Below are 20782 nucleotides of genomic sequence, written 5' to 3' on the forward strand. Positions count from 1 at the left end.
AGAAAAATTACCCTAATCAAATAAGGTAGTATTGGCCTGTTAAATAAAAATTTGAAATCTGCTAAACCTAAATTTTGAAACTTTTTATATCTAAGAATTTTCATCCTCAACTCCAGCAAAAAATAAGAAGAATTACCCTAGATAAAATATCAAAATTAATCTCCTATAAAAAAGGTTCAGTAATGTTTTAATAATTATAGGTATTAAGCTAATATATATTATATAATTCCGGATTTTAATTGATAATTTTTTTTTATTTTACGAGATTTAATTATAACTATTCAGCCAGAAATTATCTTATTTATAATAACCCTATTCCCTAGCCTAATGATAATTTTTTTATGAACTTTAATACTAACTATATTCTCTATTATCAAGAAAATATAGCAATACTTTTGATATTTAGTCTAACTTGGTATTATTGAGATTTTTGGAGACTTTTCATCTTATTCATTTCAATTAAATATTTGCCAAAAAATGGTAAACCAGCAATTGCTGGTAATACATAACGGGATGTACAAAGTAATCCTAAAGCTGCTCCAACTTCTTGAGAAAAATAAGGTTTATAAAACATAATAAAAGCTGCGTCACGAGTACCAACTCCAGCAAAAGTTAAAGGTAATAATCCTGCTAAAATTGCTAGAGAAGATAATGCTAAACTTTGAACAAATGGTGCTGAAGCATTTAATGCTAAAGTAAAAAACCAGATTTGTGATAAATGCCCAAACCAGATAAATATAGAGGTAACAGCAATTTTTGTTAACTGTCGTTTGTCATGCCAAAAATATTTGTGCATTTCTATCCAAGAATTTTCTAAGTCATCAATTTTTGAACTAATTTTTTTAGGCGTAAATTTTCGAGCAATGTGAAAAAATATTCTGGCAAATTTCCGAGATGATAATAACAATAGGCAAATAATTAAACCTGATGTAACTCCAGTAGTCATTATCCAAAATAATAAGTCTTTTTCTGGATAAACAATTAATCCAAAAACACACCAAATTAGTAAAGAAACTAAATCACAGGCTTTTTCAAATATCACTATAGATAAAGATAAAGTTCCCTCTAAATTCCCCCTTTTTTTCATAAAATAAGCTTTAGCAATATCTCCCATTTTTGAGGGCAAAATCATATTCAATACACTAGCAGCTAAAATTAATTGATTTGCTTCCCCAAAATTTAAATAAGATGATAATTTTTTATCCTTTTTTGGCATTAACTGTTGTAATCTCCAAGCAGTTAACATTGTCAATGGAATTATCATACTGACGCTAATTATCATCCATATATGGTGAGAGTTTTGAAATACTTTTATGAGTCCAGTAAAATTAATTTTTTGGTAAATTACTATCAGAATAAGTAAACTGATAATTAGAGAAATTAGTCGTTTCATTTACAATGTTTTTTATATCATTTAGGTACAACCTTGCTAGGCAATATGCCTGCACTATAAAGAGTTTATCATTAAAATACCCCTGAACAAATTAAAAACAAAATCCTAAGCATTTAGCTGTCAGTATCACCTATCAGCCAGAAACAAAAGTTAGCCTCTAAGAAGAATTAAAACTCTGACACAGAAAAGATGATCAGCTTGACTTAGTATTTGATTACTTCCATAGATTTTTTTTCGCAACATGACCTAGGAAAAGCACTCGAACTGACTGCTAAAGTGCTGAATGCTTACACAAAATCAATTCTTATCCATCAATTACGAATTACTATTCCCTATTCCCTATTTCCTATTACCTTTTTTATGGAAATCTCTAATATTTGCACCTCAAATTTAGGAATTGCTGATGAAGCATCAAAGCATTGAAAAATAAAGATAAGTACTTTTTATTGTGAAAAAAAATGCGGTTTTTTTTCAGTAGTTAAAGCTCAAAAATTTAGTATCTATTAGCTAATAAGATGTGTTATCCTAACTTTTCTGACAGCCAAACTTACCCTTTCTTTTTTTCAGTAAACCCTAGCTATTTATATCTGAACCCAAAGGAACTATACCCCCTGGGTTAAGCTGATAAAGTATCAAAGTATTTAAAAATAAAGGTAAGTACTTTTTTGTAGTGAAAAAAGTGCAAATTTTTCAGTAGTTAAAGCTCAAAAATTTTGTGCCTATTAGCCAACAAGATGTGTTATCCTAATTTTTCTCTCTGATAGCCAACTTTCCCCTTTGTTTTTTTCAGTAAAACCTAGCTATTTAGATCTGGACCTAAAGGAATTATACCTCCTGGGTTAAGAGGAAAAAGATTACCATAATAATCTTTTTTCACTGCCTCTAAATTGCAAGTCTCTGCTATTCCTGGAAGTTTATATAAATCTTGTAAATAAACACTCAAATATTTATAATCTTTAATTCTCCGTAAGTTACATTTAAATAATCCATAGTAAACAATATCAAAGCGGAATAAAGTAGTAAATAAACGTACATCTGCTAATGTTACTGACTCACCACAAAGATATCGACTTGTAGAAAGCATATTGTCAATTTCATCTAAGGTAGTAAATAATTCTTGGCAAGCTTTTTCATAAGCTTCTTGACTTTGGGCAAACCCACAACGATAAACTCCATTATTTACTGTATGATAAATCTTTTCATTCCACTGGTCTATTTTTGCTTTTAGTTGTTCTGGATAAAGGTCAAGATTAGAATTTTTGGCAAAGTGATTAAATTCAGTATTGAGTATAACAATAATATCTGCACTTTCATTATTAACAATAGTTTTTGTTTGCTCATCCCACAACACAGGTACAGTGGCACGGCCGTTGTAACCAGGCTGTGCTAAATTATATAATTCTGGTAAAGTATTGCATCCTTCTTCTTCTTCTTCAAATACCCAAATGCCTTTATCTCCTGCTGGAGAAGCAATAGTTACTGATATAGCATCTTCCAAACCTTTCAGTGCTCTAACTACAATAGTTCGGTGTGCCCAAGGGCAACCTAGCCCAACAAATAGGCGGTAGCGTTTGGTAGCTGGTTGATATTTATTCTCTGGTTGTATCCCTACTGTTTGTCTAAATAGGCTGACTGGGCGAATGTATTCTCCTGAATTGTTTCTTGGAGCAAGTTTTGACATCATTGTTTGCCAGAGGGTTGTCCAAACCCATTTTCCTAATTTAATTGTTAGAGAGGGTGGAAGTGATCTGCGTTTATTAACCATTTGTTTGATAATACGTTGTTTTAATATTAACAGGGCTTAGGCAAAGATACTATAATATGGTTCAAAGGAATTTAGTTGATTTTTGATGCGATCGCCTGACCTTCGTCACTCTTTTTTAGCAGACAAGGGGGAAATTTTTGAGCTACAAATATATCAGACTATATTCTAGTTGGGTTTTGCTCTTTTTGATCTTTTTAAAGAGTACGGACTAACCCATAACTTTGACCCTAGAGGGTCAGTAGGAAAGTGGGGTACTTTGAGATTTTTTATACAAAAATTGATTAACTACATCACCATAACCAAAACCTTGTAGGGACGTTGCATAACAAAAATGCGTTTCATGTCGCGTAGCGAAACGTCCCTACTTTTGTCTACCGAAATGAAAACTGCTGTAATTATTCTTGAAGGCTAATTTTTCTTTCTAGCTGAATTGAGTAGAAAAGTAGGTAAGTAGAGTAGTAGAAAAAAAGTCAACATAACAATAATTAACTTACCTAAAGAGAGTCAAAAAGTTATTTCTTTTAGATTAATTTATGAGTCATTACCAAAGTAAGATAAGATTAAAAAATGAAAGAGAAATGGTTAGAATATCATTATTTAATGTGGGATTATTTACGAAATTTTTCCGCTTATATTTAGCCTACTGTTCAAACTGTCAATGCAAAATTGATCCAGAACGGATATAAACAAAAGCCAACTCCCTTCGCTCAAAGAGGTGCTGATGGTAGAAAGAGCAATCCATTTTGGGGTACTTATAAAAATGAGAAAATTGCCCTTAATCCCAGATTAGCTAATGTAAAAGTTAATAATGATATATTAAGCAAAACCATATTTACAGGTCCGACTACTGTAGGCATAAAATTAGCTGCTGACTACTTGGCCTCTAAAGGACTTTCTCCTGATGAAATTGATGGGTCTCTCATGCCTTGGCGTTCTCGATTTGAAGATTGGACCACTTGGGAAGGAGATCAGGATCAAACAATTGGGCCAAACAAAAATGTAGGACTAACCCAGTATGAAACACGGTTAGGACTAGTCACCCGTCGTTACGATGCGCTAGATCCTAGTAGTGGTAAAGTAGGTAGAATTAAAATGACTATTGAAGCATTCAATCAACCTCGTCGAATAATTACCACATACGTCTCAGTTTAGGACATATGAAAAACTAGTCATTTAATACCTGAAACCTGAAACCTAACACCTAACATAGGAATGACACAATTAAATTCAATTTCCGTTCGACCTAAATTAGAACCCAATTTTTTATTTGTTGCCTTACATGGCTTAGGAGCTAATTGTAATGATTTAACATCCTTTGTAGCAGAGTTGAATCTCCCTAATTGTTGGTTTGAGTTCCCAGACGCCCCACTACCTCATCCCAAAGTACCTGGAGGAAAAATGTGGTATGACTTATCCAACAAAGAATTCCGAGGTTTAGTGAAAAGTCGCCAAATGTTGATTAATTTCCTAATTTCTCTAGAAAGTAAAACAGGAATACCTTTATCTAAAACTATTCTATGTGGTTTTTCTCAGGGTGGAGCAATGACTATGGATGTAGGGGTCACATTGCCATTAGCAGGGTTAATTATTTTAAGTAGCTATTTACATTCTCCACTTCAACCATCTGTAGAAAAATTACCACCCATTTTGATGGCACACGGTATAGAAGACCCAGTTGTACCTATTGAACAAGGGAGGCGATCGCGTGATACTTTCACAAACTTAGGGGCAAAAATACAATATCAAGAATTTGATATGGGACATGAAGTTCGGCCGGAAATTTTGAAGTTGATACAAAGTTTTGTTATAGATGTTATAGCAAAAGCCTAAAAAGACTATTATATTAAACAGAGTATTGACTTAATGAAAGAATAAAAGTATTCTTCATTAGATATAACTGTACTCAATTTACATGAAATTTATGCCCAACTAAATTAAAATTAAATAATAATTAGAAAACTTGTCATGGAAACTCACATTTGTGTTATGATTTAAGTTTATTTATATCTATATTTAAACTTAAATGCCTCAATTTATTTTTCAAATTAATTGAAAAATACGGTCAACTTGACCGTTGATACCTGTGGAGGTCTTGCTGCCGACAGTGACTGTAGAAACAGGAAGTAAAAATTAAAATGCCACAAACTGTAAATTGTGACATTTGATATCAGCTTTATGAAGCAGGTTGGTTTTGATGCAAACTATAACCCGTTCCTTACAGGAAGTACCTAATTTGACAACAGATGATGTAGCTAAGTTAGCTTTTCGTCTAGAGGAAGATGACTATAAAAATCCTTTTGAGGGTTTAAATGATTGGCACTTATTACGAGCGATCGCCTTTCAACGCCCAGAATTAATTGAACCTTATATCCATTTATTAGATCTAGAGCCTTGTGATGAGGCTTAAGCAAAATATTGTGAATTCCCAGTTATTAATTTAATAATTTGTTGAATTGGGAGTGTTGGTTTATAGCAGAAGGCGCGAAATTAAATTCGGAGCACGAACTATATTTGAAAGGGGCAAGAATATCTTAGCCACCCTGGCAATAGCTATAAGAAGAGAAAAAGCAGGATATTTTTGGCCTAACACTCCTAATTTATCTAAATTAGCTTTTTATCTAATTGCTCCACACCGAAAACTATCAAGTCAGTGTGGCATTAATCTGTTTTTTTCGATAATTTTATCCATTTCTCAACATTTATCTTCAAGGTCATCAGACAAATTATACATTTATCTATAAAATCACTCTAGGTAAAACATCAAATCCTAAAGCATCTTTAGGGACTGTTCAGCAGTTTACCCTGACTACATATAGTACTTATCGGTAAGTATCATAATAAATAAAATTGTAGTCAAAAATAGAAAAAATTAATCAGAATAGCCCACTTTAAAGAGTTAATTTTTATAAATTTTCCAACTCAAAAGTTTTTGATTACTTCTAGTTGATAAAATATTTATCTGCGGTTCAATTATTAATTACAAATATATTTATCAAACTTGAGATGACTTCCTTATTCTTTTATTCTTAACTTCAAATTATTAATTAAAAATATTATAGAAATTATTTAATCTATGAGTTAAACGTTTAGATCCTCCCCGCCCCTATTTTTCAGGTGGAGCTAACAAAAAAACACCCCTTTTTATGGGCAAAAATAGCGGATTATAAATGTACCATTAAACTGTGGAAATTGCTATATGGATAGAAAAGTTTTAATTGGTATTTGTGGTGGTATTGCAGCTTATAAAGTTTGTGAAATAGTTTCTACTTTAGTAAAATCTGGAGCTGAAACTAGAGCAATTTTGACAGACGCTGCTCAACAATTTATTACACCTCTGACTTTATCTACTCTTTCTCGTTATCCCGCTTATACAGACAAAGATTTTTGGCAACCCTCTCACGGACGCCCGTTGCATATTCAGTTAGGAGAATGGGCGGAAATAATAGTTATTGCTCCCCTCACAGCAAATACCTTAGCCAAATTAACCTATGGTTTTGCAGATAATTTGCTGACTAATATCATCTTGGCTTCCAGTTGCCCCATTTTATTAGCTCCGGCGATGAATACTGATATGTGGGAACAAACAGCAGTACAAAGAAACTGGCAACAAATATTAGCAGAAAAACGATTTCATGGTATAAGTCCTAGTACTGGAATTTTAGCTTGCGATCGTATTGGTAAAGGTAGAATGGCAGAGCCCAAAGAAATAATTACAAAGATAAAATCTTTATTATATACAGCAGGCAAAAAAGATTTAGTAGGTAAGAAAATATTAATTAGTGCAGGGGGAACGCGGGAACATTTAGATCCTGTAAGATTTATAGGTAATCCTTCTACGGGTAAAATGGGAATAGCTTTAGCTCAAGCAGCATTGCATCGCGGAGCAAATGTAACTTTGGTGCATAGCATTGTAGGAAAAATACTATTATCAGGAGTAAAAATGATAGAAGTAGTGAGTGCTGCTCAAATGCAACAAGCAATGTTAGCTCATTTTGCTCAATCAGATATAGTGATAATGAATGCTGCAGTTGCAGATGTCAAACCTGCTAAGTATAATGGTGAGAAGTTAGCCAAGAGATCCCTAGGAAATTCATTACCCTTAAAACCAGTACCAGACATTGTAGCAGAGTTAGGAAAATTAAAGCAGTCTCACCAATATTTAATTGGTTTTGCGGCACAGACTGGAGATATTGTTCCCCCTGCTTTGGAAAAATTGTGGGTTAAAAATTTAGATGCTATTGTTGCTAACCCTATCGATCAAAAAGGTGCAGGTTTTGGCAGTAATACAAATCAGGGAATTTTTTTAGATGTTGAAGGGCGGCAGCTAGATATTCCTTCTTGTAGTAAATTAGAGATGGCTCATTATTTGTGGGATTTTGTCTTAGAGAGGTATGGCGCTAACTACTAATGCTGAATAAAGCGAATGAATCTACTTTCATCTCGACATGATCGCGATAGGGGTGCTCCCCATATAGCTCTGCCGTAAACTTCACACTGACCTGCACAATTATTAGGCTGACGATTCAAAATTGGGGTTGTGCTTATTTTTTCTATATTACTGATAGGTACAAAGTTAATCCTTCCCTAATTAAGAATAGTGATCACCCAGAAAAACAGAGATGATCATATTAGAAGGAAAAAACTGCAGTTTCAGACACCTTGCAAGTTAGGTAACATCGCAAAACTTTTTTTTATTGAATTTTTTGCTCCGTAACAAAAGTTGAACTTACCCATTCTCCTTTGTCATTATAACTACGAATAATTCGTTGACGAAGTTGCGGCTCAACTAACCAGCCAAGTTCAAAAAATAAAGGTTTTCTCAACTCAACTTTGACAGGTAAAGTAGCAGATGCACCATCAGGAAGCAACAAAACTTTGACAGGTTGAGAACTTTGGTCAAAATGTAAAATTGACCCTTCAATTATAGCGCTAGAAGTAATAATTGTCGGATTCTGATCACCAAAAGTAATTTCCTGAACTAATCTACCTGTATTATCAATATTTAATTCCATTTGAGTTGTATAAGTATTAGGTTCCCGCAAATCAGGATACATCGTAATAGCTTCTCCCTGCCATTTTCCTAATAAATCATCTACTGTCAAAGGAGGGTTTTCTAAAGCATCTGTTCCAGCTCGTTTTTCTCGAATTAAAATTAATTTATCAAAATTACCATCTTGGTTAAAGAATTCAACTAAACGTAGACGACGATTTTTATTAATCAAACAAAACTCAGTAACACATCTTGAAAAGGGTGTTATTTTCATTATTCCTCTAGAAAAAGCACCATTTTCAAAATATAAAATATTTTGATCTGTAGTATTATATTCTATCACTATTTCATCAGCTTTTGACTCAGGATTTTTTACAAAAGAGTTAAAGCGACGTAGTGTTAAACGTACTCGTTTATTCTGGTCATCAAGACCTTCTAAAATCAGAATACTAGGTCTGTCTTGCAGTATTGCTAATTTGTCAGAAATTTTAGTAAATGAACCGTGCCATTCACCAAGATTTTGCAGAAAATTTTCCCATTGTGTTTTCATATTTTTTAGGAAATATTTGTAGTTTTTTATTATTTTAAAAGAGATTAAACAAAATCCCAAGTCTCTACATGAGATTAGCTTTTGGAATTTATTAATAGTACTAATTCAAAATTAATCTAATTCTTAAGTCACACTTCAATTATTAATTAATTAACAGAAAAATTTTAACCTTTTTAATAATTATTAGCTAGTAAAATGAATTATTATTACAGTACTTATTGCTGATGTTTAAGGTACATTTAAAAGTGGGCAATACTATTTTTGGTAAAAACTTATAAATTTTATTAAGTAAGAAACTAGGGTAGTAGGAGAATAGAGATGAACTAAATACAATAATAATGAACATTAACTTAGCTAAAGAGAGCAAAAAAGGTTATTTATTTTAGATTAATTATTTAATAATTAAAGTTTTACAAAAAGTTAGTATTAATGCACGGGAATTGGTATAAGATACCTGTATTAGTAATAATTTTATTATTCACCTCTTCTATATCATTTGTCTGATATGATACCGTATGTCTACTACTCCCCTAGTCTCTCACTTTCTCACTTTGCCACTCTATTCTTTCACTCCCCTATTCCCTAAAACTAAGTGTATTTTAATTAAAATCAATACTTTTTTCATCAAAACTAATGCTACCAGGACCAAAGGAAGTTACCATTAAAAGTCCTCCTATTAATCCCAGATTTTTCATAAAAGCAATTTCTTGAGCAGGCTCTATAAAAATATTATGAAAAACTAGAGTAGCTGGAATTAAAAATCCTACTAATGCAAGTGCTCCATAACGAGCTTTATAACCCAATAAAACAGATAATCCACCTACTAAAAGAACAATAATGGTTGGAATTAATAACCAACCAGGAACTCCTGAAGATTCCATATATTGTTGAGTACTTGCTCCACTAAAAATTTTACCAATACCAGATTTGAGAAAAACAGCAGAGAGAAATATTCTAGCTAAGAGTGAAATCCAAGGCTGTAAATTTTTCATGTTGTTTGAGTAAAAAAATATTCTTTTATCTTCTCATTTTAGTTAAAGCATCCAATTTTTTTTTAATATTTTTTTAATTTAAAATTATCTAAACAAACCTTTAACTTTGCTTACAGTTATAATTTTATTTAAATCTAAATAAATTATATAGGATTCGATTCTACAATATATGTTTAAAATTTCTTAGATTACTTCAATATTCATACCTCCAATATTTAGTTTTTCCATTTCTCCATATTCTTTAACTATATAATAAGTACTCAACCAAATTGGATATAACTTTGATCTTTGAGGGTGGTGAATAGGAATTTGCGAACTATCCCTTCTTGGAGAAATTGTTGGTATTTATGGAATCATAGAATACTAATCTTAAATTATTATCCCTATTCATTATTGTTACTAATTCCTATTTCCTAAGTACAAAAAAATATTTTACGCACAATCTCATTGAAGATCCGTATATAATAAGTAGCAATATAATAGGCCATAAATTGATGTAATCACCTGGTTATTAAGTTTAAATTATTGAGAACTTTGATATGATGAAAAAATTTGCTTTATTTATATCTGTTGCTTCAGTTATTTTGACTAACAACTTAGTTTTAGCAGGAGAACATGGCGCCAAATGTCTCCATATAGCTAGTAGTAAAATGAAAGGATGTATAGTTATTGTCTCTACAATAGAAAATAGCTTAATTTTGAATTTTAGGTCTGATAAATATCAAAATGATAATCTGAGGTTGAAAAATAATAGAATTATTGAAATTTCAAGTGGTAAACACGCTCAAAAAAGAACTAAAGAAACTATTGGAGCAAGTTTAGTGCTTGGTCCTTTAGGAGCATTAGTTGGTTTATTTGGTAAAGAAAAACGGACTCAATTTGCAATTGAATATGTGGATACTCAAAACAAAACAAATATCGCTTTTATTGATATTAAGACAAAAGATAGTGAATCTTTAATACAAGACTTAGAAAGTTTGACTGGTTTAAAAATTCGGAGTATAGAAAATCCTTAATAATGAAGTTAGTAATCAGAGGTAAAAAGTTTTTTCTGTCACGGATATTTTGAGTAACCTTTCAGCAAAATTTTTGCCTAAAAAGTGAAAAAAATGTATAGTTTTCTACCTAAAATGTAGCCTCAATCTTTCAATCTTGAGATATAATTATTATACATTTCTGAAGCTTTTAATTATTTGGCTGCAGTTATGAAAAATAAACTAATTAGTTTTATAGCTGCCTTTTTTTTCCAAACTATTATGAATATTTATCAACTATAGGAATCTTAAATTTTATGTAAAATTATTAGGATTATTAAAAAATGGTTCTCACCCCTGTAAATTTAGCATAATTGCCTTTTACCTCCTCTCTTCAAGCTGCCTAAATCTTTTATTCTTGAAATAAGATTATTATATATTTCTGAAGCTATTAATTATTTTGCTGGAGTTATGAAAAATAAATTAATTAGTTGAATATCTGCTTTTTTATTGGTTTTTCCTATTAAAATTTCCTGGGTAAGAACTCACAGCACTTACTATTTAAATCAGGATAATAGGAATTTAAAACTATCTAAAATGACTATAGATACGGATGATAAAAGTTTAAATATAGAGTTTAGCTAGGAAAAATTTTAAGCTGCTAAGTTTAATTGAAATAAAAATAAAATTACAGAAATTCATACAGGAAAGTATCCTAAAAATCAAGTCAAAAAAAAATCATATTATTGGTGAAAAATTATGGTTATAGTTCAAAAAAATAGAGTAAAAGTAATAGTAAAAATTGAGCTTTTAAGACAATATTTTTCAAGTTTTTGCAATGGATATTTTGAGTAATATTTCCCAAAAAAGTTAGCCTCAAATGCGTTTTTTTAAACGATTTTTTTTGCTAAAGCTATTCTGAGTATTTATAATGAGTATTTACAAAATATAGCAATCTTAAATTTTATGTAAAATCACTAGACTTGTTAAAAAATAGTTCCAACTCCTGTGGCTTCAGTATAATATTGTATCTGGATAATAAGTTATCCAAAAACTAACGACTGTAAATACAAATTTTATCCTTCTGCTGAGAGCCACAGATCCTCCTACCTTATTACCTCTAAAGTGTAATTATTCAACTCGACATGATATAAGTGTCTCCTGCTTGCTCCCTCAGAGCAACCTCAATTTTTCACTCTTGAGATAGAATTATTATATATTTCTGAAGCGGTTAATTATTTTACTGGAGTTATGAAAAATAAATTAATTAGTTTGATCTCTGCTTTTTCATTAGTTTTTCCTGTTAACATTGCCTTGGTAAGAACTCACGGCGCTTATTGTTTAAATCAGAATAATGGGGAGTTAAAACCATGTGCAGTGACTATAGATACAGATGCTAGAACTCTGGATATAAAGTTTAGAAAGAAAGAATTTCAAGATGCTAACTTAAATTTAACAAAAAATGATATTACAGAAATTTCTACAGGACAGTATGCTAAAAGTCAAGTAGAAAAAAGTGTCGCTAAGGGTCTTCTTTCTCCTCTTGGTGGGATAATTAGTGCAATAGATAAACAGGCTAGAATTCAAGTCGCAATTGTTTATTGGGATGACCAAAATAATCAAAATGTAACTGTTATTGATGTTCGTAGTCGAGATGCTCTTTTGTTTAGAACAGACCTGGAACTTATGACTGGATTAAAAATTAAGAGGTAAAGATTAATAAAGTTAAAGGTTATAAGTCAGAAGTTATTTTTATAACAAAGATTTAGAGTAAATATATAAAAATATTTTGTCTTCAAAAGGTAGGTTTATACTATTTATACAAAACTTTTAACCATCGCTTTTGATTAAGGTTAGGGGTATTGAATGTAACCTATTTAGGGAGTAGGGGAGAGGTAAATATTTATTAAACCAACATTAATTTAACTAAGGTAAGTAATAAAATTATTCTTTTTATGAATTACTTAATAACTGAGTTACTACTTAAGTATAGCATTAATTCCTGGTAATTTTTATTGTCTATAATCTCCGTAATTATTTTTTTTATTAACAAGAAAGTCATGAATAAAAAAAATAGACAAAAATGGGAATATTTAAGCAAATAAATTGTTATAGATTAGACCTATTACGATCTGTTTTAATATTTTAAATGGTCAATAAATTCATAATTATTGGTATTAGGAAAATTACCAGTTTTAAGATGAAAAAAACATAATTTTTCATGACTAATTGAGATTAATACTAGCCAATTATTATCTCAATTATTCTAGATTGATAAAATATTGATCACATCCATTACTATATCAATTAATTTATTAATAGCAAAGATAAACTTTAAAACAATCTAAATAATAGCCAATAATAGAGAAAAGAGTTGATAAGATATAAAATTATTTTTTCCTTTGCCAAAAATACCAGAAAGTAGGACTGATTCATGGGGGTACCCGGTTTCTAGAGTAATTTTTTATTTTTAACAAAAGATATCCAGGTTTCTGGGTTCGCCTGGGTAAGTTATGATAAGTTAAAAAAACTGGAAAAAAAATATATTATCTTCTAATATTCAGTTAGTATTAACATTAATTTTGAGAATATAATTAAAGGTATAATTATATGAGTCCAGAAACAATAGTTCAGCAGTCTTTAGAAACATCTAATGCATATACAACATTTAGTGCTGACAACTTTAACACTTATGTAATGAACACTTATGGGCGTTTCCCCATTGCCATCGAACGGGGCGAAGGTTGTCGTGTTTGGGATACAGAAGGAAAAGAATATCTGGATTTTGTTGCTGGAATTGCTACCTGCACTCTCGGTCACGCTCACCCGGTGATGATGGCAACAGTGTCAGAACAAATTAAAAGATTGCATCATGTATCTAATCTATACTATATTCCAGTTCAGGGAGAATTAGCACAATGGTTAATACAACACTCCTGTGCTGATAAAGCATTTTTCTGTAATTCTGGAGCAGAAGCCAACGAAGGAGCAATTAAACTTGCCCGTAAATATGCCCACGAAAAGTTAAACATCGAAAATCCAACAATTTTGACTGCCCATGCTAGCTTCCATGGAAGAACTCTGGCAACTATGACCGCAACTGGACAACCGAAATATCACAAAGGTTTTAGCCCGTTAATGCCAGGGTTTTATTATGTGCCCTACAATGATATTGCTGCGATAGAAAGTGCGATCGAAGAATTAGACAAAGACAAACGACAAGTTGCAGCTATTATGCTAGAAGCACTACAGGGAGAAGGTGGTATTCGCCCCGGTGATATGACTTACTTCAAAAGAATTAGAGAAATTTGTAATGAGAAAGGCATTCTTTTAATATTAGATGAAGTACAAGCAGGAATGGGGCGTAGTGGCAAAATTTGGGGATATGAAAATCTTGGCATTGAACCAGATATTTTCACTTCTGCTAAGGGGTTAGGTGGTGGTATTCCCATCGGTGCAATGTTATGTAAATCTCACTGTGATGTGTTTGAACCAGGCAGTCATGCTAGCACGTTTGGTGGAAACCCTTTTGCTTGTGCGGTAGCATTGGCGGTTTGTCATACTTTGGAACAAGAAAATTTATTGGCAAATGTACAGCAGAGGGGGGATGAGTTACGGATAGAATTAAAGGCTATTGCAGATAAGTATCCTAACTTGTTTAGCGAAGTTCGAGGTTGGGGTTTAATTAATGGTCTGGAGTTAAATGCCACGGCAACTTTAACTTCTATTGATATAGTTAAAGCGGCTATGAATGAGGGGTTGTTAATTGTGCCAGCGGGTCCAAAGGTTTTACGGTTTGTACCTCCACTGATAGTTACTGAGACTGAAGTGAAGGAAGCTATGGATCTTTTGGCAAAGGCGATCGCTAATACTGTTAATTAGGTGGATCTTTCTCAAACCCGCTAAAAGTCTTAGTGTTGTCAGATAAAGACAGCGCTTTTTTTGGTATATAAAAAATGCTAGCTTTTTGATTCAAAAAGCTCACATAAGTTAGCATTTTTTTGAACCCAGATATTGAGGGCGGTTACTGTTCAGCTCCTCAGATAATAACTGACATAACTCCTAACCATAACTTATGTAACTATCAACATATATAGTAGAAGTTTTCATGTTGCGGAGCACTCACGATGGTTAACCCCTACAGATATTCTGTAATTTTCAGATAAGTGGGTAAGTCTTGCTAAACTTACCATCTATATTTTTTCAGTAAACCTTATTTAACAAGAGAAAACTTATGAATGTGATAACTGCAGTTTGAAGGAAGGCAAAGACTTTAATGCTGGGATAAGGAGGGAAAACCCCATGTACAAATTATGTAAAGAAGTAGCTTTATCTTCTTTGTCTGAAGAGTGAAGATAAGTTACAGGCTGCGCTCAGTAGCATCAGCGTGAAACACCGAAGCTAGCTCCAAAGCTTATACAACCACATGTAGGTAAATTTGGGTAATTTTCTAGAACGGCGCGTTTATGAAATGTAACGCACCATCATCAACTTAGTGTTCTAGTGAATTTATAAATTCGTCAATGACCTGAAAAAAATCTATATCTTCTCCTTTATTATTCCTTAACTTCTCAAGTTTTTGGTAAATTTCAATTACCTTTTTGTTTTGAGTTGCAAACCCTGAAGTTTTGCTCAAATCTATTTCTAGAGAAGGAATAATCAAATCATCAAGAAATGCATCTACCCTTGGATAACTTGGATATTGCTCCTGAATAAATGCAAAAACTTGGTTGAAAATGTTAGCTGTAACTGGCTGATTTTTTTGTGTTTGGTAGTCCTATATAGCGGTTCTAACTTAAATGAGCTAAACTAAAAGCTGTAATTAACGAACTGAACTTTTCAGCATAAATAGGATAACAAGGCACACTTACGCTGTGAAATCTACTGCCTGGTGTCTACAGGCAATGTACAAGAGCATTATACAGATTTCTGGTCAGCTTATGATGATCGTTTTCCTAATTGTCAGCATAAATTAGTAGGTAAAGAAACTGCTTTAACTACCTACAACGGAAAGATTAAATTATACTTAACGTCAAATAATTTCTTGGGAATGTCAGAAAAAACTTGATCTTTTTCTAAAAAAGTGCGAAAATAACTAGGGTTTTACAAAGATATTATATTCACCATCACCATTATAATGAAGTGATAGCTTCACCGTAATTTTATCACTACATCTACAGGACTACCCGAAATTGAATCAGTATTAAAATCAATACCTATACAACTATTTTTTCTAGTCTTAACTACTGAAATTTCTTGTAAATTAGTATTTTAGCTTTATTCATTGCTAATTATTGCGATAAATTCAGTCTAGGAGTAGGTAAGTTTGAATATATATACTTCTTAACCAATTTGACCATCCTTCAAACCTAGATTAATGTATAGATTGACCTTGAATGACTTTTATCAATTTCGACCTAATATGCTTAGGTACTCTAAGGATATTTCGTCGTTCCCTTATACCTTTATTGCGACTGACAAGTATGAGTTAAAATATCCTGAGAGACTATTCCTGGTTATTAACATAGGTCACACGATATCCATGCTCATTAGTCCCCTAACTTTCGTCCTACATTCAGTAGCTACCTTGGGAATAGTTATTGTTTAGGATAGTTTAATTACTTTTCTGTTGGTCTGATTAAGAAAAGTATTACTTTGAGGCCAGTAACAAACCAGATATATCGCAACTTTCATGCAAGACAGCCAAAATAATGACTAATAAAAATAATCATAAATTCAAACGATTAAAAATATTGCTAGTAATAGGAGTAGCGATCGCCATCTTCTATGTTTTCCTAAGCACAATATTAACCTTGACAACTCCAGTCACCATCAAAGCTACACCTGAAAAAAAAGAAGTACGTGGAGTCTGGATAACTAACGTTAGTAGTAACGTATTATTCAGTCCGTGGGCAATTAATCGCGCCCTCCGTCAACTTTCTCAACTCAACTTCAACACAGTTTATCCTGTCACCTGGAACCGAGGTAACACCTTTTACCCCAGTGACGTCGCCAAAAAAATCATAGGTCAACCTCAAGACCCAACTCTAACTGCATTTCGCCTTGGTCAAGATGTACTCAGAGAAATATTTCAACAGTCCCATCGCCAAGGTTTACGAGTTATCCCTTGGTTTGAATATGGTTTCATGGCCCCAATAAACTCTCTGTTAGTCAGACGTCATCCTCAGTGGGTGACAACGAGTCTTGACAAAAATAGAAATTTTTCTGAACAATTCTCTGAACTAGAGCTGAAAGATTTACTACCAAAATCAGATGAACAGTCTTTATTAACCCAACTACAGCAGTCGCTATCCATCTATAATGTTTGGCTTAATCCCATTCATCCTCAAGTACAAAACTTTATTCTTGAGCTAATATTAGAAGTTGTCAAAAAATACGATGTCGATGGAATTCAAATAGACGATCGCTTTGGAATGCCAGTACAATTTGGCTACGATCCAATGACAATTTACCTTTATCAAGAACAGCATCAGGGAAAAAAGCCTCCAGAAAATTTTACAGATCCAGAATGGATGCAATGGCGGGCAAATCAAATTACTGCTTTCATAGAAAGACTTTACAAATCTATCAAAGCTGTTAAACCTAACTGTATTGTGTCTTTGTCTTCTAATCCTTATGATTTTGCCTACAAATTATATCTACAAGACTGGCAAACTTGGATCGAGAGAGGTTTAGTAGATGAATTTATTTTGCAGGTGTACCGAGATGATTTGCCTTCATTCTTAGAAGAGTTAGAACAGCCAGACGTTAAAATTGCTAAAAATAAAATTCCTTTCAGTATTGGTATACTCACAGGGACTTTGAAAACAACTATGACAATTGATAAAATTAAACAACAGGTAAAAGCAGTCCGTGAACGACACTTTGCTGGAGTATCTTTTTTCTATTGGGAAACCTTATGGAGTTATATGACTCCAGAGTCACCCCAAAAGCGGCGTGTTGCTTTTAAGAAAATGTTTCCCACTTCTGTACACCGTCCTAAATTTGCTCAACCACTTACCCCATGGTTGCCCTAACAAGGTAGTTGGGGTGGTATTACCCCTACAATTTAGTAGTCCCATAAATTACTAACCCCGATTTGTTCAAAGTATACTTATCAGTGTAGAATCTATAAGTTAGATGTAAAGTTGCTAGAAAATTTTTTTTGATGTCAGTTAGCGAATTATATTACTTTTCTTATAGTACTAAACCCAAAAACACTGGATGGAGTTTTTGTTTGCGGTGGGTATTTTTCACTCTTATTGGCTTTTTGGTCAGCTTAATGTTTGTAGAAGTGGATGTGAAACCTTATGTGGGGGCTATATCAGGAGCTATGGGTGGTGCTGTGGTGGGATTAGCACAATGGTTGGTGCTAAGAAATCGAATTTTCCAGAGCAGATGGTGGGTTGTAGTCAGTATTGTGGCTTGGTTATTAATTGGGGCAAGTAGTTTAGGGGCGTTAGGTTGGATCGCTCCACGAACAGAACAAATTTGGCTGAGGTTGTTTTATGGAGTTATTAATGGTGCTATTATGGGAGGGATTTTGGGATTAGCTCAATGGTTTGTAGTGAAAAGGCAAATTTCTCGGCCACAGCGATGGATAATGGCAAATATTCTAGCTTGGGCAATTGGTTTGCCTCTAGGTTGGTTAGTAGGTGGCTTGATCTATGAAGCGATAGGTTTGTTTATTAGTGAGGTTATTGGTTTATTTGTGACATGGTTTTTTGTTGCCCTAATTACAGGTATTGCTTTGATGCGGTAGTAAATACAAAGCTTGAACTTTTGAGTTTCCTCTAGTTATCGTTTGGCTGTTCATCATCTTTTTTCTTTTTTAGTTGTTCGGGAGTTTCCATATATCAATTTTTACCTAAAATTACCTGAAAGCTAGCACTATAATATTTTATTTAGTACCGATCCCTCTTTCTGGTGCTAAGTAGTAAGTATATAATTATGACATTGAATCACAATTATATACAAATATAAATAGTTTTACCAAGATATAGTTCCTATTTTATTTAAGTAATTCCAGGCCAACATGGCACGAGCAGGGGTTGCATAAAAGGAAAATAATTTTAATACTTTTCTCAAATGAGCATCTTGCCTATTCGTTATATTTTTAGGTTGTTAGAATGTTCGCTCCAATTATATTCATCCCTTAATTTAGCAACACCTTTTTTTTTATACAACTTGAGAATCAAATTTCTCCCTTAATTATCTAAGTAGCTAGGCATGAAAAAACTTAGCTATATTAAGATTTGTATACTGACTTCAAGCTCCTCTACAAAATTAATTTGAGGTGAATTTACATTTTGTTACATAGGGACAAATTTCAAAACCGACCTACTTATCAAAGGAGTTCGGCTTGGGAGACTAATTTTCAAGGAGATATCCCATAATTTTTCAGCAGTCGGAGCATCTTGCTCCTATACATGAACGATCAAAATATTCATGTATGTTGGGTTGAGCTAACGAAACACAACACAGCCAAATATTACCAAAAAATTATTTTTTTAATCAAACCAACCTTATTTTTATAAGGAGCATATCGGAATTTTAAATCAAACCATAATCCCTTATTCAATACACTTTTATAGTGAGAAAAAGTATCAAAACTAGCTTTACCATGATAACTACCAATACCACTATTTCCCACACCTCCAAACGGCAAAAATCTCACAACAAACTGCATCACAGTATCATTAATACAAACATTTCCAGAAGAAGTTTCCCTTAAAACTTGTTCTTGTTTCTGTTTATTTCGAGAAAAAAAGTAAAGAGATAAAGGTTTAGGACGAGAATTAACAAGAGCGATCGCCTCATCCAAATTTTCATATTCTAAAACAGGTAAAATAGGTCCAAAAATCTCCTCCTCCATAATTCCTGAATCCCAATTAACTCCCTCAATAACTGTAGGTGAAATATAAAGTTCTTCCGACTTTGTTTCACCACCAATAAAAATTTTTCCTTCTTCCAACAAATGATTTAATCTATTAAATTGCTTTTCATTTATAATCCGACCATAATCTGGACTATTAGCAGGATTTTTACCATAAAACTTATCAATAGACTGTTTAATTTTCTCCAACAAATCAGACTTAACCGACTTATTTACCAACAAATAATCAGGAGCAACACAAGTCTGACCAGCATTAATAAACTTTCCCCAAGTAATACGTTTTGCTGTATATTCTAACTGAATATCATCATCAACAATACAAGGGCTTTTTCCACCTAATTCCAAAGTAACAGGAGTGAGACTTTTAGCAGCAGCTTCCATAACTATTTTCCCTACTCTTGTTCCTCCAGTAAAGAAAATATGGTCAAATTTTTCGGCTAATAACTGTTGACTTTTTTCCACTCCTCCTGTAACAGCAGCAATATAGCTAGAGTCAAAAGTATGAGCAATTAAATCTGCAACAACCTCAGAGGTATTAACAGCTATTTCCGAAGGTTTAATAATCGCACAATTTCCAGCAGCGATCGCTCCCAATAAGGGATGAATAACTAATTGAAAAGGATAATTCCAAGCTCCAATAATTAACACAACCCCTAAGGGTTCTTGATAAATTTTAGCTCCGGCAGGAAACTGTTCAATTGGAGTAGAAACCCGACGAGGTTTTGCCCAAGATTTCAGCTTTTTAATCCCATCATTTATCTCTGGAAAAAAAGTCAGTTCAAAATATGCTTCAAATTCCGCTCTATTCAAATCTGCTTTAACGGCAGCAACTATTTTGTTTTGATAATCTGAAACTGCCTGTTTTAAACCCTTTAGTTGTTCTATTCTAAAGTCAATATTTTTGGTTTTTCCTGTAGCAAAAAATTTACGTTGTTTATTTAATAAATTACTTATAGATGATTGGTCTAAAAGCATAGTTTTTATCCTAAATTTGAGATACAAGAAAGTTTGAGGTATTAATTCAATATTTGCCCTTGGATATAAGACTAAATTGAGGCATAAAAAGTTAAAGTCTGAGAAATAGGATAGGCACTCTGTAAGTACTTAGCAGTTAGCTATCAGCTATTAGCAATGAGTTATTAAATCATTGTAATTTTCTATCAAAAATTAGTCTTCAAAGAGAATTCAAAGTTACGTTTCATGACATTCCCCGCTGAAATAA

15 protein-coding genes are annotated in these 20782 nt (G+C 32.6%); 10 read left to right on the forward strand and 5 right to left on the reverse strand.

Annotated features, from left to right (window positions below):
- Positions 1–418: 418 nt before the first annotated feature.
- Both TERY_RS12625 and TERY_RS12630 read right to left on the reverse strand, forming a co-directional pair.
- Positions 419–1393: a flippase-like domain-containing protein gene (locus TERY_RS12625; protein WP_011612195.1), complete on the reverse strand. Its 975-nt coding sequence runs from the start codon at positions 1391–1393 to the stop codon at positions 419–421.
- 796 nt (positions 1394–2189) lie between these two features.
- The gene (locus TERY_RS12630; protein ID WP_011612196.1) at positions 2190–3158 is read right to left on the reverse strand and encodes a glutathione S-transferase C-terminal domain-containing protein; all 969 of its coding nucleotides are present in this window, start codon (positions 3156–3158) and stop codon (positions 2190–2192) included.
- A 666-nt stretch (positions 3159–3824) separates the two neighbouring features.
- Between TERY_RS12630 and TERY_RS12635 the strand changes: the two genes are divergently transcribed.
- The 4 genes from TERY_RS12635 (at position 3825) to coaBC (ending at position 7566) form a co-directional block, all read left to right on the forward strand.
- Positions 3825–4310: a hypothetical protein gene (locus TERY_RS12635; protein WP_011612197.1), complete on the forward strand. Its 486-nt coding sequence runs from the start codon at positions 3825–3827 to the stop codon at positions 4308–4310.
- A 60-nt stretch (positions 4311–4370) separates the two neighbouring features.
- Positions 4371–4988 (forward strand): serine esterase, encoded by a 618-nt coding sequence (locus tag TERY_RS12640; RefSeq protein ID WP_011612198.1) that lies wholly within the window; start codon positions 4371–4373, stop codon positions 4986–4988.
- A 364-nt stretch (positions 4989–5352) separates the two neighbouring features.
- Positions 5353–5565, forward strand: coding sequence for a protein IsiD (locus TERY_RS12645; protein ID WP_011612199.1), 213 nt, complete (start codon positions 5353–5355; stop codon positions 5563–5565).
- Positions 5566–6354: 789 nt separating this feature from the next.
- Positions 6355–7566 (forward strand): bifunctional phosphopantothenoylcysteine decarboxylase/phosphopantothenate--cysteine ligase CoaBC, encoded by a 1212-nt coding sequence (coaBC, locus tag TERY_RS12650; RefSeq protein WP_011612200.1) that lies wholly within the window; start codon positions 6355–6357, stop codon positions 7564–7566.
- Positions 7567–7849: 283 nt separating this feature from the next.
- Here coaBC and TERY_RS12655 read toward each other — a convergent pair whose 3' ends face one another.
- On the reverse strand, positions 7850–8698 hold the full coding sequence (locus TERY_RS12655) for a DUF3598 family protein (protein ID WP_011612201.1): 849 nt from the start codon (positions 8696–8698) through the stop codon (positions 7850–7852).
- Positions 8699–9297: 599 nt separating this feature from the next.
- Positions 9298–9690 (reverse strand): DoxX family membrane protein, encoded by a 393-nt coding sequence (locus TERY_RS12660; protein WP_011612202.1) that lies wholly within the window; start codon positions 9688–9690, stop codon positions 9298–9300.
- 539 nt (positions 9691–10229) lie between these two features.
- Between TERY_RS12660 and TERY_RS12665 the strand changes: the two genes are divergently transcribed.
- From TERY_RS12665 to TERY_RS12685, 6 genes are all read left to right on the forward strand, one after another.
- Positions 10230–10706 carry a hypothetical protein gene (locus TERY_RS12665; RefSeq protein ID WP_011612203.1) on the forward strand — a complete coding sequence of 159 codons (477 nt, stop codon included), beginning with the start codon at positions 10230–10232 and terminating at the stop codon, positions 10704–10706.
- Between the two features lie 1209 nt (positions 10707–11915).
- A complete protein-coding gene (locus tag TERY_RS12670; protein WP_011612204.1) occupies positions 11916–12377 on the forward strand; it encodes a hypothetical protein in 462 nt (153 codons plus the stop codon).
- Positions 12378–13274: 897 nt separating this feature from the next.
- Complete coding sequence (locus TERY_RS12675) at positions 13275–14546, forward strand: acetylornithine/succinylornithine family transaminase (RefSeq protein WP_011612205.1); 1272 nt, start codon at positions 13275–13277, stop codon at positions 14544–14546.
- 1009 nt (positions 14547–15555) lie between these two features.
- Positions 15556–15732, forward strand: a complete 177-nt coding sequence (locus tag TERY_RS33050) for a hypothetical protein (RefSeq protein ID WP_155994416.1) — start codon at positions 15556–15558, stop codon at positions 15730–15732.
- Between the two features lie 643 nt (positions 15733–16375).
- Complete coding sequence (locus tag TERY_RS12680) at positions 16376–17701, forward strand: family 10 glycosylhydrolase (protein ID WP_011612206.1); 1326 nt, start codon at positions 16376–16378, stop codon at positions 17699–17701.
- A gap of 131 nt (positions 17702–17832) precedes the next feature.
- Positions 17833–18426, forward strand: a complete 594-nt coding sequence (locus tag TERY_RS12685; protein ID WP_011612207.1) for a hypothetical protein — start codon at positions 17833–17835, stop codon at positions 18424–18426.
- 729 nt (positions 18427–19155) lie between these two features.
- Here the strand turns inward: TERY_RS12685 and TERY_RS12690 are convergent.
- A complete protein-coding gene (locus TERY_RS12690) occupies positions 19156–20535 on the reverse strand; it encodes an aldehyde dehydrogenase family protein (protein ID WP_011612208.1) in 1380 nt (459 codons plus the stop codon).
- Positions 20536–20782 lie beyond the last annotated feature (247 nt).

This window comes from Trichodesmium erythraeum IMS101 (assembly GCF_000014265.1).
Taxonomy (GTDB): Bacteria; Cyanobacteriota; Cyanobacteriia; order Cyanobacteriales; family Microcoleaceae; genus Trichodesmium; species Trichodesmium erythraeum.